Source organism: Psychromicrobium ferritrahens, assembly GCF_043789415.1.
Taxonomy (GTDB): Bacteria; Actinomycetota; Actinomycetes; order Actinomycetales; family Micrococcaceae; genus Renibacterium.
Genome location: NZ_JBDLLW010000001.1, coordinates 2,076,789 through 2,090,620, shown reverse-complemented (window position 1 = coordinate 2,090,620; position 13,832 = coordinate 2,076,789). Strand labels below are relative to the sequence as shown.

The window sequence follows — 13,832 nt, the reverse complement described above, 5'->3', positions numbered from 1 at the left end:
GTTAGCACTGAGACGAAACGAGCAATTCACACATCATTCACGCCGCTGGATCCTGCGATAAGGACCAAGAATTCTCACTGCGTCCGCCGGTACCGGTTTCGAAATTTCGAAAAGCACGGTTACTGGAACACCGAGTGCGGAAGATATTCGGGCAGCCAAAGCTGCTGTGCAGGAACGACGGCGACCAGCCAGCAAATGTGAGATGAACCCTTTGGAGCAGCCCGAACTGGCAGCGAGACTGCCGATCGACACTGCCTCCTGATTCATGAGCGCGCGTAAGGTTTCGACGCTCTTGAGCCGCATGATCCCCCTTATTGAATGGTCAAAATACGCACTAAGTGTCCCTTAGTAAATAAAAATGTGTCAATTAGTGGTTTACAAATTGTGTTTATTTGCTAGACGCCTACTCAATGGTCATCACGTAAAAACGCCGGGAATATTAAGGCTAACCTGAATGTAGATTTCAATATTTGCTAGACGGTTTTGATAGACGGTTAGATAAGCTTTTTGTGACTGCGGCGTGCGAGCCGGAGTTCTGCTGGATCTCATTTAGGAAAGAGAACATTCGGATGCAATCGATCAGTGAGCTGATTAGAGCCGAGCGGGCAACCTCTGGCTTGTCATATCGTGATCTTGCCGCCCGGGCGGAATCCGCGGGATACAGCTTGAAATTCCAATATCTTCATGAACTGGCGCGTAGCGGGCCAAAGGGCTGGCCCAAAAGTCCCGATACCTTCCGAGCACTCGGCGAAATGCTCAAGATTCCGGTTCGCGAGATCGTGCTCGCTTATGCCATTGATCTAGGCCTCGATGTAGAGACCACAAATTCTGACCTCATCTCCAGATTGCCAGACGGTACCGACAATTTGTCCAAGGAAATGGTCGAATCACTCCTCAAACTCATTCGAACCGCTGTGAATGAGGCTTCGAGGAGCACTCAGAAGCCGCTCGTGGAGGACAAGACCACAGAGCTCTCACTCGCTGCGGATTCCAGCGACAATGAAGGCAAAGACGTCGTTCAAGACCTCCACTCGCTCGGCGAAGAGGCCCAAGAAGCCCGCCAAAGATGGCGGCGTAAATAGTCTCACCGGCTGAGCCGCGGGAACTGTCAGCCCCACTGCCTATCCTGCTTGGATGTTTCACCCCTGGCGCACCCTAGGCAGCCTCCCGCACATCACGGTGATCTGGACCGAGCTGGAGCACCACAGTGCGCTCACTGACGGCGTCTCCAAAATCTGGCTGGACAGGCGCCTCTTCCAAGTGGAGCGGAGGTGTTCCCTCACCCACGAGCTCATCCACATTGAACGCGGGCATACCCGTCGTCAGGACCCAGCCGCCGAATTATCGGTGCGAGCCGAGACCGCCCGGCGCCTCATTCCCTGGGAAGAATTACTGCGTCACAAGCGCTGGGCGCTCTCCATCGAAGAACTAGCGGACTGCCTCTGGGTCACTCCTCGAGTGCTCCAAGACCGGATCGATCACCTCAGCGCAGCGGAGCGTCAGCAGTTCCTTCAGGCTTTCTGCGATTGCGGTGCAGACTAAACTACCGGCGAGTAATATCTGCGGGTATCGTGAGGGGATGGACACCCCACCCACCGAACGTAGCCGTTCATTCAGCTGGCAAGACCCGATGATCGGCGCAAGGCTGGCTACCACGATGAGCGGTCTGGAATACCTGCAGGCAATGATCGATGGAAAGGTCCCGCCACCTCCGATCAGCGGCCTGATGAATATGACGGCGGTTTCCGCGGAACTCGGGAAGGTGACCTTCGACTGCATTCCCGACGAGTCGCAGTACAACCCGATCGGTACGGTACACGGCGGTTTGGTGTGCACCCTGCTGGATTCTGTCTGCGGTTGCGCTGTGCACACCACATTGCCGCAGGGGCAGGGCTACACTTCGCTGGAGATCAAGGTCAATTACCTGCGTCCTGTGCTGTCTACCACGGGCAGTTTGACCGCCATCGGGCAGGTGACCAAGCCCGGCCGCCGGGCAGCCTTTGCCGAGGGGAGCGTCTTCGACTCGGAGGGCAGACTGCTAGCCACCGCCTCGAGCACCCTGCTGGTCTTCCCGCACCAGACCCCCTAGATCCAGCCCTGTTCCCAGGCGATCTTGGCCGCCTCAAAACGAGTCTGCACGGCGAGCCTGGCCATCGCCGACGAGATGTAATTGCGCACGGTACCCGGGGCGAGATGCAGAATGCGAGCCATCGACTGAACGCTCTCCCCCGCCCGGCTCAACCGCAGGACGTCGAGTTCCCTTGCCGTCAAGGGGCATCTCTCCGCGTTGAGTGCGGTCGCCGCGATCTCAGGGTCTACATAACGCTTTCCGGCGGCGACATCCCGGATCACCATCGCGAGCTTCTCCGCGGGGGTGGATTTGGGCACAAAGCCAGCGACTCGGCTGGCCAATGCGCGACGCAGTACGCCCGGCCGGGCATGACGAGTCACGATCACCACCGAAGTGTTGACGCTGCGCAAAATTTCCTCCGCGGCGTAGATACCGTCGGTCGGAGGCATCTCAAGGTCCAGCACGCAGACATCGGGGGCAAGCGATCTGGCCAGCGCGACCGCTTCCGTGCCGTTATCGGTCGATCCCACCACGACGATGTCCTCTTCGAGTTCCAGCAAAGCCACCAGAGCCCCTCGGATCAGCTGCTCATCATCAGCCAGCACCAGACGAATCTGTTTCATCACGCCTCCGGTAGTTTCGCCGTCACCGTGAAGTGACCTTCGGTTTTCTCCGCTTCTAAGGAACCTCCGGCAGCTTCGAAGCGCTCCTTGAGGACCAGTAGACCGGTCCCCTCTCGGAGTACGGAAATCGGGGCCTCAGCGATTCCGTCGTTACTGACCTTCAGAACCAGATAAGCTCCCTCCACGCCGAGGCTGATCCGCACCGCGGTCGCTCGCGAATGCCGCAGGATATTCGTGCTCGCCTCCCTCATCAACAGCCCCAGAAGAGTTCCCTGCTCACTGCTCAGTTCCGCACTTTCGTCCAGCACAACAGCCTTAATGGATGCCGCTTCAAAAACCTCCGCGGCATTTTTCAGCTCAGTGCTGAACGCCACCTTCCGGTACCCGCGCACCAGAGCCCGGGTATCCTCCAGTGCGGTGCGCGCGAGCACCTGAGCTTCATGGATCTGCTGACGTGCGGTCGCCGGATCGCGCTCCAGGAGCCTCTCAGCCAGCTCGGTTTTCAGCGCGATAACCTGTAAATGATGGCCTTGAATATCGTGCAGATCCGCCGCGAACCGCAGGCGTTCCCGGGTTACTGAAAGCTCGGCGAACGCCTTCCGGCTGCGGTCGAGTTGCACCACGATATCCCACCACCAGAGGCTGAAGAAGACTACGATGGGGGTGATCACCGCGGAGAAGAAAAAATAGAACACCTGCCCTTCGTCGTCGAGCTTCAGCAGCCGCGAAGGGTCCGCCTCGCTGAGACTCCCGACGAGCAGCCTGAGGAGCACCATCGCGACCGCGCCCAAGACCAGGAACAACAGACGATGTCTGGGCAATAGAGCGGTGATGAAGATGACCGACCACCAGGCGGGGATCAGCAGGAGCAAGGTGTGCGGCACATTGAATGAGGCGAAGACGACCATCAGTACGGCGGGCAGTAAAACCATCACCTGATATCGCGTGGCGGGCAGCCCCGAGCCAAGGCCGGCGCGGAGTAGCCAGCAATACCGGGTGACCGCGAGCAGGCTCGCCAGCAGGAAAACCAGCAGCAGCCAATCTCGCCAATCGGCGGGCGATCTGTTGACCAGCAGTTCCAGCAATACCAGGGCGTACGTCACGAACAAGACGAACACCATTGAGATCACGGTGTACCACCAGGTGACGCGGACGCCGCGCTGCCCGGTTTCCGGCACCGCCGTCATGGGCAGCTGAGAACTCATGATTTCGACCTCATCTGGCCATCGTAGAGGTATGACAAAAGTCATGGTGCAGGCGGACACAATTCAGCATCACTGATGACGTCCTGGGGCTGCCGCGCTCGAAGCGTTCTGACGCATGCTGAAGGTATGCAGAATATTCCAGAAGATGAGATCGCTATTTCAGCCCAGGGCATGCGCTGTCGATACGGCAGTTTCGAAGCCGTGAAAGGCATCGACCTGACAATCCGACACGGGGAGTTCTTCGCTCTGCTGGGCACCAACGGCGCCGGGAAGACCACCACGATGGAAACCTTGGAGGGCCACCGGGCGGTGAGCTCCGGTGAGGTGCGGCTGCTCGGCGGCGACCCTTTCCTCAACAAAGTGCAGCTGCGACCCCGCCTGGGCATTATGCTGCAGGAAGCAGGATTTGCCGATGACCTGAGTGTTCAAGAGACCGTTGATCTCTGGCTGAAGCTGTCGTCCGCGGTCAGCGGCTCAGCAACGGCTCGGAAGCGGATCACCGCGCAGGCCTTGGAAACCCTCGAACTCTCGAATAAAGCCACGGTTCGAGTGAAACAGCTTTCCGGCGGCCAGCGACGACGCCTGGATCTGGTGCTGGCCACCGTCAACCGGCCCGAAGTTCTGTTCCTCGACGAACCCACCACCGGTCTTGATCCGGAATCCCGAGCCCGTACCTGGTCGGTGATCAGCGAGTTGCACCGCAATGGCACCACGATCTTCCTCACCACGCATTACCTCGAAGAAGCCACTCAGCTGGCCGAACGCTTGGCTATCATGCACGAAGGCCAACTCGCACTCAGCGGAACAGTGAGCGAAGTACTCAGCTCGGAACCTGCGATCATCAGTTTCTCGTTGCCTCTCGGCAGCAGCCTTGAAGGGTTGTCACCGACCCCGACGGTCTCCGTTGAGGCATCTGAATTGCGACTGACCATTCGTACCCAGCAATTGCAGACCGATCTGGGCCGGCTGCTGAATTGGGCAGCGGGCAGAAATCTGGTCCTTGCCAGGCTGAATGCTTCAGAGGCATCTCTCGATGAAGTCTTCCGTCGCATCAGCTCTGCCGGTTCAAGCAGCAGCACCCCCGATCAATCGAAAGCACTGAAGCTGGAGGCCTCACGATGAGCACGCTGAACAACACCGATTTCCAAAGCCGTCGAGTCAGTGCGCTCTCCAGGGCGCTTTCCATCGCCGGAGCCGAAGCCAAGATCACCTTCCGCAATAAGACGGTGCTCACCGGAGCCCTGTTTCTTCCGCTGTTCTTTGGCGCCTTTTACATTTTTACCGGTCAGGGAGGGGACACTCCAACCCTGCAAGTGGTGCTGATGTTATCCCTGATTCCCGTCATGGGCGTCTATCTGACCGCGACCACCACTCTCGCTACCAGGCGCGAAGAGCTCTTCCTCAAGAGACTGCGCAGCGGAGAAGCCTCAAATGGTGCGATCTTTGCTGGCATGCTACTACCCAGCATCGTGATGGTGCTGCTCCAGCTCGTGGTGATCCTGATCGCGTATTTCGCCCGGGGAGCCAGTCTGCCGCACCAGCCGCTTTTGCTCGTGGCAGCCACCCTGCTGATAGTCGCCATGTGTGCCGCTTGCGGACTTTTTACCAGTGTTTACACTCCTTCGGCGGCCGCAGCCCAGATCACCGTGATGCCTTTCCTGATCGTTGTGCTGGGCACCGCGATCTGGACCATGGCGCTGCCGGGCGGTGATTTCCGGATACTGCAGCTGGTCAGTCCTGGCGGCGCGCTGGCCACCCTGGTGATGCAGGCCTGGCAGACCGCGCCGGCCTGGAACGATTATGTTCCGGCGATGGCGATCATGCTGCTCTGGACCATCGTCTTCGCTTACTACGGGGCTAAGAAATTTCGTTGGGATAAGCGCTGAGCACCCGGGGTTCGGCGTAAGTTCGAGATATGAGATTCTCAGATCAGGTGGTGATTGTCACCGGTGGTGCGCACGGTATCGGGCACGCTACCGCCCGGCGCTTCCTCTCCGAGGGCGCCCGGGTAGCGATTCTCGACTCCGATCCAGGGGCAGCTACCGAACTGGTGACCGAGTGGGCGGGAGCTGCCCTTGCGGTGCCTTGCGATGTGCTGAGCACCGAATCGGTCGAACAGGCGATCAGCGCGGTACTGCACGGCTTTGGCCGGATCGACGTCCTAGCCTCGGTGGCGGGCGGGGAGATCCCCACCGTTGATCCCCTGGAAGAACGTCAATGGGAGCGAGTCGTCGATCTCAATCTGCACGCCCCGGTGCGACTGATCAAGGCGTGCACCCCGGCTCTGCGGGCGAGCCGGGGCGCCATCGTACTGGTCAGCTCCGTCAACGCCCTGCTCGCCTTCGGCGGCCCGGGTTACTCCAGCGCAAAGGCCGGACTGGGTATTCTAGCTAAGAACCTTGCGGTCACATTGGGCTCGGACGGGGTGCGCATCAATGTGGTGGCTCCGGGCACTGTGCGAACCCGAGCCTGGTCCAAGGTCCCCGGAGGCGCGGATAAAATGCTGCCGTTCTGCCCGCTCGGCAGGGTCGGAGAACCTGAGGACATCGCCTCGGCCATCGCTTTTCTGGCATCGAGCGATGCCTCCTGGATCACCGGCGTGACGCTGCCGGTGGACGGCGGTCAGACCACAGGACCACTGACCGCCATCCGAGGATTCGGCTGACTCGGTATCTAGCAGCAATGCCCCTGCGGATTGGCATCCTGTCGATCCGTGTGGTCCCGCCAGAACTGCCGCTCGGTCATCATCGGCGCCCCGGGGTGGGCGGTCAGCTGATGAATCTGATACTTCTGGTAAGCGTCCTCCCCCATCAAGCCCTTGATATACCAGCGCACAGCTTTCATCAAACGCAGCACACGATTCCAGGAACCGTTCAATGACCTCGCCTCACCACTCGCTGGGCCTCGGGAAGAGCATCCCATTCCGCTTGAATCTTCTGTTCTTCAGCACTCGGCAGCAAACCGGCTGGAGCGAAGATCCGCGAGGCGACTGCGGGGTCCTCGTTACTGGAAATAGTGCGTGCCCGGAAGGCTTTGAGCGTCATCCACAAAGCCACCAGAATGACCACGATGGAAAGCACCACGAAGATCACCGAGAGCACGCCCTGGATCATCGTATTGCGCACCACAGCCTCCATCGCGGCAACGGTCTTAGCGGTACCGAACGAGGTCTTGCCGTCGGCGAGGGCCTGAGAGAACTGGGCGTTCTGAGCGAAGTAGCCGACCGCGGGCACCGGAGAGAAAATCTTCTGGTACGACGCCGTGATCGTGACGACGGCGGCGAAGGCTAGTGGCAACCCGACGATCCAGAGGTACTTCCAGCTGCCGTTCCGGGCTACGATCACCAGGCAGATGGCCAGTGCGATGGCGGCGAGCAGTTGATTGGCGATGCCGAAGAGCGGGAACAGCGTGTTAATACCACCGAGCGGATCGGTGACACCCATCAGCAGCACGGCCCCCCAAGCAGCTACCATGACGGCGGTGGTCGCCCAGGCGCCGGGGCGCCATGAAGTGTCCTTGAGCTTGGGCACGAAATTGCCGAGCGCATCCTGCAACATGAAGCGGGAGACCCGGGTACCGGCGTCGACCGCGGTCAAGATGAAGAGCGCCTCGAACATAATGGCGAAGTGGTACCAGAAGCTCATGAAGGCTTGGCCTCCGACGAATTGATGCATGATCTGCGCCAAGCCAACGGCCAGCGTCGGGGCACCCCCGGTGCGGGATATCACTGTTTGCTCCCCGACGTTCTGCGCAGTCTGGGTGAGTGTCTCGGGGCTCAAGTGAACTCCGCTGAGTCCCAGGGAGTTCACGAAGGCGACGGCACCCTCCACGGTTCCACCGGTGGCCGCCGCCGAAGAGTTCATCGCGAAGTAGATCCCCCGGTCAATCGAGAGAGCGGCCACCAGAGCCATGATGGCGACAAAGGACTCCATCAGCATCCCGCCGTAGCCGATGAACCTGGTCTGCCGCTCTTTCTCGATCAGCTTCGGCGTGGTCCCCGAGGAGATCAGGGCGTGGAAACCCGATAGGGCCCCGCAGGCGATGGTCACGAACAGGAAGGGGAAGATCGAGCCGGAGAACACCGGGCCGTTGTCCTTACCCGCGAATTCGCTGAAGGCGGGCACATTGATCTCGGGCCGCACCACGACGATCGCCAGGGCGAGCATCACGATCACCCCGACCTTCATGAAGGTGGAGAGGTAGTCTCGCGGGGCGAGCAGTAGCCAAACGGGCAGAATGGCGGCGATGAATCCGTAGATGATGATGCCCCAGGCGATGGTCACCTTGTCCAGGTGGAAGAATGCGGCACCCCACTCGGTGTGGCTGACCCAGCCACCACCGACGATGGCGAGCATCAGCAGGGCGAAGCCGATGATCGAGACTTCGGTGACTTTGCCGGGCCGGAAGAACCTCAGATAGCAGCCCATGAACAGTGCGATCGGAATCGTCATCGATACTGAGAAGACACCCCAGGGGCTCTCGGCGAGCGCGTTGACCACGACGAGCGCGAGAATCGCCACGATAATCACCATGATCACCAAGGTGGCGATCAGGGCGGCGGTACCGCCGATCACACCGAGTTCATCTCTGGCCATCTGGCCCAGCGAGCGGCCACCTCGGCGCATCGAGAAGAACATCACCAGATAGTCCTGCACGGCTCCGGCGAGCACCACGCCGACGATGATCCACAAGGTGCCCGGCAGGTACCCCATCTGCGCGGCTAACACGGGTCCGACGAGCGGCCCGGCGCCAGCGATCGCGGCGAAGTGATGGCCGAAGAGAATCCGCCTGTCGGTGGCGGCGAAGTCCTTTCCATCGGCCTTGTACTCGGCCGGCGTGGCCCGTCGATCATTGGGCTTGAGCAGGTACTTCTCGATGTACTTCGAGTAGAACCGGTAAGCGATGAAATAGGTACACACCGCCGCGAAGACGAACCAGATCGCGTTCACAGTCTCACCGCGCAGCACCGCGATCATCACCCAGGCGAAACCACCCAGCAGCGCAATCACTACCCACAGCGCGATTTTGACCGGCGTCCATCTCTTATCCTCAGCCACGAGGCGATCTGGGTCCACCGCAACCGGTGGCAGTTCCGGATCCTGCTGTAAAGCAGTTGAAGCGCGTTCGGGCATGTCTCCTCCTTGAGAATCTGCTGTGTGCTCCAGATTACCCCGAGCTCGGGGACGAGCCACAGCAGATCCCTCAGCAAATATTTTGAACGCGTTCAATTATATGTTCTACTGTTAATTGAACGCGTTCAAATAAGGGGTTGAGATGACTGCGAAAAGCGAGCAGACCAAGCAGCTGGTGATAGATACCGCTCTCGGAATGTTTCGAGAGCAGGGCTATCAAAAAACCACTATGCGGGCTATTGCGCAGCACGCCGGCGTCTCCTTAGGCAGCGCCTACTACTACTTCGAGTCCAAAGACGATCTGGTGCAGGAGCTCTACGCAAGGATCCAGCAAGAGCACCGCGGCGCCGCTTTACGAGCCTTGGAGACCGAAAGCTCGTTAGCCAGGCGCCTGGAACTGGTACTGCAGGCCGGAATCTCGGTAATGGCCCCTTATCACTCCTTCGGAGCCGCATTCCTGCAGACCGCCATCTCACCGACGAGTACCGCGAGTCCCTTCAATGCGGCCTCAGCCGACTCCCGCCGAGACGCTATCGAGCTATTCCGGCTGACCATCGAGGGCGCTAACGGCTCGGCACCGGCCAGCCTTCGCAAGGACCTTCCGGAATTGCTCTGGCTCGGCTATTTGGCGCTCACCTTTTTCTGGGTCAACGACAACTCAGAGGGCCAACGGCGCACCAGGGCACTGGCCAGGGGCGCCTCCCCGCTGATCGCTCGGCTGCTCAGTCTGGCCAAACTGCCGGTGGCGCGCAAACTCGTCGAGGACGCACTCAGCCTGATGCGAAAGGTTCAATCATGACTCAACGGATCGTGGTCTTAGCCGGCGCCAGCGGGTTCATCGGACGTCATCTGCGCCGACGGTTCAGCGAAGAAGGCTGGGAAGTCCGCCAGATCGGCCGCGGCACGCAACCCGGCTGGGGCGACACAACCGGTCTCAGCGAGCTATTGGAAGGTTCGGATCTGCTGGTGAACCTCGCGGGCAAGAGCGTCAGTTGCCGTTACAACTCAGAGAATAAGGCGCTCATCCGTTCTTCGCGCACGGAAACCACCGCCGAGCTGGGCAAGGCCATCGCGGGATGCGCCACGCCGCCCCGTGACTGGTTCAACGCGAGCACGGGCACCATCTACCGGCACGCCGAAGACCGTCCGCAAAGCGAGGACGACGGCGAGCTAGGCGCTGGCTTCTCGGTCGAGGTTGCCAAGGCCTGGGAAGCCGAACTGAGCGCTGCGAGCACTCCGCACACCCGGAAGATCCCGCTGAGGATGTCGATCGTGATGGGTCCGGCCGGCCGTGGCTCAGCTCGCAAGGGCCCTGGAGGAGCTGGAGTGATGCGCCCCTTTGAGATCCTGAGCCGCTGCGGCCTGGGAGGGTCGATGGGTGAAGGCAGCCAGAAGTACAGCTGGATCCACGTTGAGGATGTCTTCCGCGCTGTCCTCTTCATTCACGAGCATCCGGAGCTGCAGGGCGCCATCAACCTCGCCGCCCCGCAGGTGGTGGAAAACCGAGAACTCATGAGACAAGTGCGCGCAGCCCTGCGCATTCCTTTCGGGCTTCCCACCCCGCGCTGGTTGCTCAGCTTCGGCGCGGTGGTGATCCGCACCGAAACCGAACTGGTACTCAAGAGCCGCTGGGTCGCGCCGGAGAAACTGCGAGCGGCCGGTTTCAGCTGGAGATATCCCGAGCTATCCAGCGCGCTCGGCGCGATCCGGGAAGCCGAGCATCGCTGAGCCTGCGATTTGTTACGACTGTGAAAATTTAATGTGCTTTAGCTCTCATTTCAGCCAAAAGTGATTATTGTTGATCGGAGCATCTACTTCGAGATCAGGTTTGACAGCGACTTTCGCAGCGAATCGATCCGGTGAGTGACTTTCTCCGGTGGGTGCAATCGACCATCACGAGCGATGCTCAGGCCTGGCCTCAGGGCATCGCTCACTTCCAGACTGGATACCCATGCGAAATACAGCACGAATGGGCCTGGCTACAGCTGCGGCCCTGAGCATTGCCCTGGTCGGGCTCCCCGGCCTCGCGAACGCCGATGTGATCCATGCTCCGACCAGCTCGAATGAAGAGCTGCCGCCGCCCAGCCCAGCGGCCGACTCGGCAGCGACGCCGGTCAGCGTTCCCGGCGAGACAGTGGCCATCCCGCCGAAGCCGACGCCGACGTCGCCGATCATCGGGAAGCCAACCCCCACGCCGGCGAAAGCTCCCGCAGCGAAGAAACCCGCGCAGCTCCCTCCCGGCGTCCCCGGACCGCTCGATCCGACCGATCCCGCGATCTACGGCTCCAGCAACCCGGAGGGAACCGGGATCTCGCGGAGCGTCGTCAATAACTTCGGTACCGGCACCAATACCTACCGGATCGGCGCCCCGAAAGCTGGCGGCACCGGCGCCGGCGTCATCCCCGCTGGCCTGGAGAACTACTATCGGCAGAGTGTGAAGTGGGAGTCCTGCGCTGATTACGGAACCGGCGATTATTTCGCGGGAGCCGTCTACACCTGTGGCTACGCAATTGTGCCGCTCGACTACTCGAAGCCCAACGGAACCACCATCGCGGTGGCTATGCTGCGCATTCATCTGCCCGGCGGAAATGCTAAAAAGCAGAACCTGTTCATGGATCCGGGCGGCCCCGGCTTCCCCGGAATGAGCCTGGCCAATAACGTCGGCGGCTTCTTCGATCAGGCAGATCTGCTCGGCGATTACGATCTGATCGGCTTCGATCCGCGCGGTGTTGGTTCTTCCGCGCCGTCCATCCAGTGTGCCTCGAATGAGTTCATCGACGCACAGCACCAAGGCAGTGACCTGCTGAGCTCTGCGGATCTGAACAAGACCCTGGAACGAGGCACCCAGGCCTGCTACGACAACACCGGTAAGGGCTTCGGGATCGACGGCGAAGACTTCATTGCGAATGTCGGCACCAACAACGTGGTGAAGGATCTGGATGTGCTGCGCAGCGTGGTGGGCGACAGCCGAGTCAACTACTTGGGTTTCTCCTATGGCACCTCGATCGCCTACCACTACGAATTACAGTTCCCGGCGAATATCCGATCGATGATCATCGACGGCGTGGTGAATCCCTTCGAGAACAACCCCGCGGAAGCCGCGAAGTTCAAAGACATCACCGGTAATTCCGAAGCCGACCCCAATGACCAGATCAAGGGCTTCCAAGCGACCTTCGAGCAGTTCATGGCGGCTTGCGCCGAGAACAACGGCTTCAACTTCAATGGGACCGATGTGCCCTGTGCGCTGGGCACCAACTCGGACAAGGCAACCCTGCTCGCTCATTACCAGGCCCTCTCGCAAAAGGCCTGGGGTGCTGACACCTATGGCAGCGTCAGCCTGAAACGTCCGCTGAGCTTCCAGGACTTCACCAATGCCACGATCGAGGCGATGTACTCCGAGGACGAATGGCCGCAGCTGAATGCGGGTCTAGCCGCGGCAAAGGCGGGCGAGGACATCAGCGATCTGCTCGCGCTCTCCGATAGCTACTGGCAGCGCAGCCCTGAAGGCCAGTACCAATCCACCACGAGTGCAGCGTTCCCCACGATCAGCTGTGTGGACAACGGCTCACCTGAACCGGTGGATGATGCAACCGCGAAGCAGAACATCCTGGAAACCTATCGGGTGGCACCTTTCACCGATCCCGGAAAGAACTCCGACGGCACTCAGCGCGGCGTGGAGCCCCAGGCAGACTGGTGCGCCTACTACAAGGTGAAAGGCACTCTGGCTCAGGGAACCGAGCTCAAGGCGCTCTCGAACGTCCTGGTGATCTCGACGACCTATGATCCGGCCACTCCCTATCCCAACGGTGTTGTGCTGGCTAAGGCCACTGGCAGCACCCTGCTGACCGTGGCGGGCAATGACCATACCGCCTACCTGGGCAGCCACGACTGCGCCAATGAGATCGCCAATACCTATCTGAAGACCCTGACCATCCCGACCGATATCACCGGGGCAACAGGGGTCTCCACCAAGGACATCTATTCAAAGGTGATCACCGGTAATGAATGCCAGGTTGATACCCAGTGGCGTGCTGTGCCCAAAGCAGCAAACCTGACCAGCGAGGCAGGGAAGCAAGTGACTTTGACGGCGAGTGGCTTGACTCGCGGCAGCATCTACTCGGTCACCGTGCAGCCCAAATCTGCCTCGGCGAAATCCGTACAGGCTCAGCAGCGCACGGCGCTACTGAGCGCGGCGACACCGATCCTGAGCGGCAAGACCGCCGTCGCTTCGGCTGAGGGCACCATCTCTCTGCCGGTGACAATCCCCGCGGATGCCGCACCGGGTGACTACACCATCACCGTTGTCGGCACCGAGGACATCAATAAGGTGCTCGCCCCTGCGGTCGGCACGCTGACCTTGCAAAAGGCAGCGGTCACCCCGACCACGCCCAGTGTCACGACGCCCAGTGTCACGACGCCGAGCGTCAAGCCTGCTGGGAAGCCTGCGAACGGCTCGCCTTCCGAAGCTGGCAGTGATCCCGCCCAGGCAGGAGCTGAGAGCGAGTTGCCGAACACCGGTGCGGATCTGCTCTGGCCGCTGCTGGGTGCGAGCGCTCTGCTGGTGGCGGGGCTCACGCTTTATCTGAGTTCAACTCAACGCCGTCGGGCAAAGCAACACTAGTTACATAGCAAATGAGTGGGGGCCGAGCCATGGCTCGGCCCCCACTCATTTAATTCCGCAGCATCCCTTTCGGGTTAACCCTTTCCCCGCATCTCAAACCTGGCGAAAGCTGCTTCTATTGAAGCAGCGGCCCCATGAGACTCCGTCGGCGGCGGGGTGAACTACCTCGGAAACCAGCCC

General features: G+C 60.5%; 14 protein-coding genes. 9 read left to right on the top strand and 5 right to left on the bottom strand.

Features of this window, described 5'->3' with window-relative positions:
* Positions 1 to 33: 33 nt before the first annotated feature.
* Positions 34 to 303: a helix-turn-helix domain-containing protein gene (locus tag ABDK06_RS09575; protein ID WP_394940728.1), complete on the bottom strand. Its 270-nt coding sequence runs from the start codon at positions 301 to 303 to the stop codon at positions 34 to 36.
* Positions 304 to 569: 266 nt separating this feature from the next.
* On the opposite strand from ABDK06_RS09575, the gene ABDK06_RS09570 reads away from it, so the two are divergent.
* Genes ABDK06_RS09570 through ABDK06_RS09560 form a run of 3 tightly spaced genes read left to right on the top strand, consistent with a single transcriptional unit; the run spans position 570 to position 2,089 of the window.
* Positions 570 to 1,082, top strand: coding sequence for a hypothetical protein (locus ABDK06_RS09570; RefSeq protein ID WP_394940727.1), 513 nt, complete (start codon positions 570 to 572; stop codon positions 1,080 to 1,082).
* A 52-nt stretch (positions 1,083 to 1,134) separates the two neighbouring features.
* On the top strand, positions 1,135 to 1,542 hold the full coding sequence (locus ABDK06_RS09565) for an ImmA/IrrE family metallo-endopeptidase (protein ID WP_394940726.1): 408 nt from the start codon (positions 1,135 to 1,137) through the stop codon (positions 1,540 to 1,542).
* A 37-nt stretch (positions 1,543 to 1,579) separates the two neighbouring features.
* Positions 1,580 to 2,089, top strand: coding sequence for a PaaI family thioesterase (locus ABDK06_RS09560; protein ID WP_394940725.1), 510 nt, complete (start codon positions 1,580 to 1,582; stop codon positions 2,087 to 2,089).
* Here the strand turns inward: ABDK06_RS09560 and ABDK06_RS09555 are convergent.
* Positions 2,086 to 2,694, bottom strand: a complete 609-nt coding sequence (locus ABDK06_RS09555; protein WP_394940724.1) for a response regulator transcription factor — start codon at positions 2,692 to 2,694, stop codon at positions 2,086 to 2,088. The genes ABDK06_RS09560 and ABDK06_RS09555 overlap by 4 nt on opposite strands.
* Positions 2,694 to 3,899, bottom strand: coding sequence for a sensor histidine kinase (locus tag ABDK06_RS09550; protein WP_394940723.1), 1,206 nt, complete (start codon positions 3,897 to 3,899; stop codon positions 2,694 to 2,696). The genes ABDK06_RS09555 and ABDK06_RS09550 overlap by 1 nt, the downstream gene beginning before the upstream one ends.
* Before the next feature lie 126 nt (positions 3,900 to 4,025).
* Between ABDK06_RS09550 and ABDK06_RS09545 the strand changes: the two genes are divergently transcribed.
* Genes ABDK06_RS09545 through ABDK06_RS09535 form a run of 3 tightly spaced genes read left to right on the top strand, consistent with a single transcriptional unit; the run spans position 4,026 to position 6,564 of the window.
* On the top strand, positions 4,026 to 5,021 hold the full coding sequence (locus ABDK06_RS09545) for an ABC transporter ATP-binding protein (protein ID WP_394940722.1): 996 nt from the start codon (positions 4,026 to 4,028) through the stop codon (positions 5,019 to 5,021).
* The gene (locus ABDK06_RS09540) at positions 5,018 to 5,785 is read left to right on the top strand and encodes an ABC transporter permease (RefSeq protein ID WP_394940721.1); all 768 of its coding nucleotides are present in this window, start codon (positions 5,018 to 5,020) and stop codon (positions 5,783 to 5,785) included. The genes ABDK06_RS09545 and ABDK06_RS09540 overlap by 4 nt, the downstream gene beginning before the upstream one ends.
* A 29-nt stretch (positions 5,786 to 5,814) precedes the next feature.
* The gene (locus ABDK06_RS09535) at positions 5,815 to 6,564 is read left to right on the top strand and encodes an SDR family NAD(P)-dependent oxidoreductase (RefSeq protein WP_394940720.1); all 750 of its coding nucleotides are present in this window, start codon (positions 5,815 to 5,817) and stop codon (positions 6,562 to 6,564) included.
* Between the two features lie 8 nt (positions 6,565 to 6,572).
* On the opposite strand, the gene ABDK06_RS09530 is transcribed toward ABDK06_RS09535, so the two are convergent.
* Positions 6,573 to 6,776 carry a YbdD/YjiX family protein gene (locus tag ABDK06_RS09530; protein ID WP_394940719.1) on the bottom strand — a complete coding sequence of 68 codons (204 nt, stop codon included), beginning with the start codon at positions 6,774 to 6,776 and terminating at the stop codon, positions 6,573 to 6,575.
* Complete coding sequence (locus ABDK06_RS09525) at positions 6,773 to 9,031, bottom strand: carbon starvation CstA family protein (RefSeq protein ID WP_394940718.1); 2,259 nt, start codon at positions 9,029 to 9,031, stop codon at positions 6,773 to 6,775. The genes ABDK06_RS09530 and ABDK06_RS09525 overlap by 4 nt, the downstream gene beginning before the upstream one ends.
* A 142-nt stretch (positions 9,032 to 9,173) precedes the next feature.
* Here ABDK06_RS09525 and ABDK06_RS09520 point away from each other — a divergent pair, with 142 nt between their 5' ends.
* The 3 genes from ABDK06_RS09520 (at position 9,174) to ABDK06_RS09510 (ending at position 13,652) form a co-directional block, all read left to right on the top strand.
* The gene (locus ABDK06_RS09520) at positions 9,174 to 9,830 is read left to right on the top strand and encodes a TetR/AcrR family transcriptional regulator (protein WP_394940717.1); all 657 of its coding nucleotides are present in this window, start codon (positions 9,174 to 9,176) and stop codon (positions 9,828 to 9,830) included.
* Positions 9,827 to 10,759 (top strand): TIGR01777 family oxidoreductase, encoded by a 933-nt coding sequence (locus ABDK06_RS09515; protein WP_394940716.1) that lies wholly within the window; start codon positions 9,827 to 9,829, stop codon positions 10,757 to 10,759. Before ABDK06_RS09520 ends, ABDK06_RS09515 begins: the two co-directional genes overlap by 4 nt.
* Before the next feature lie 223 nt (positions 10,760 to 10,982).
* A complete protein-coding gene (locus tag ABDK06_RS09510) occupies positions 10,983 to 13,652 on the top strand; it encodes an alpha/beta hydrolase (protein ID WP_394940715.1) in 2,670 nt (889 codons plus the stop codon).
* The last annotated feature ends 180 nt before the right edge of the window (positions 13,653 to 13,832 follow it).

Excerpts from the sequence above, each read along its gene's own strand:
- ABDK06_RS09575 (WP_394940728.1), bottom strand. The coding sequence starts at position 303 with ATGCGGCTCAAGAGCGTCGAAACCTTACGCGCGCTCATGAATCAGGAG.
- ABDK06_RS09570 (WP_394940727.1), top strand. The coding sequence starts at position 570 with ATGCAATCGATCAGTGAGCTGATTAGAGCCGAGCGGGCAACCTCTGGC.
- ABDK06_RS09565 (WP_394940726.1), top strand. The coding sequence starts at position 1,135 with ATGTTTCACCCCTGGCGCACCCTAGGCAGCCTCCCGCACATCACGGTG.
- ABDK06_RS09560 (WP_394940725.1), top strand. The coding sequence starts at position 1,580 with ATGGACACCCCACCCACCGAACGTAGCCGTTCATTCAGCTGGCAAGAC.
- ABDK06_RS09555 (WP_394940724.1), bottom strand. The coding sequence starts at position 2,694 with ATGAAACAGATTCGTCTGGTGCTGGCTGATGATGAGCAGCTGATCCGA.
- ABDK06_RS09550 (WP_394940723.1), bottom strand. The coding sequence starts at position 3,899 with ATGAGTTCTCAGCTGCCCATGACGGCGGTGCCGGAAACCGGGCAGCGC.
- ABDK06_RS09545 (WP_394940722.1), top strand. The coding sequence starts at position 4,026 with ATGCAGAATATTCCAGAAGATGAGATCGCTATTTCAGCCCAGGGCATG.
- ABDK06_RS09540 (WP_394940721.1), top strand. The coding sequence starts at position 5,018 with ATGAGCACGCTGAACAACACCGATTTCCAAAGCCGTCGAGTCAGTGCG.
- ABDK06_RS09535 (WP_394940720.1), top strand. The coding sequence starts at position 5,815 with ATGAGATTCTCAGATCAGGTGGTGATTGTCACCGGTGGTGCGCACGGT.
- ABDK06_RS09525 (WP_394940718.1), bottom strand. The coding sequence starts at position 9,031 with ATGCCCGAACGCGCTTCAACTGCTTTACAGCAGGATCCGGAACTGCCA.
- ABDK06_RS09520 (WP_394940717.1), top strand. The coding sequence starts at position 9,174 with ATGACTGCGAAAAGCGAGCAGACCAAGCAGCTGGTGATAGATACCGCT.
- ABDK06_RS09515 (WP_394940716.1), top strand. The coding sequence starts at position 9,827 with ATGACTCAACGGATCGTGGTCTTAGCCGGCGCCAGCGGGTTCATCGGA.
- ABDK06_RS09510 (WP_394940715.1), top strand. The coding sequence starts at position 10,983 with ATGCGAAATACAGCACGAATGGGCCTGGCTACAGCTGCGGCCCTGAGC.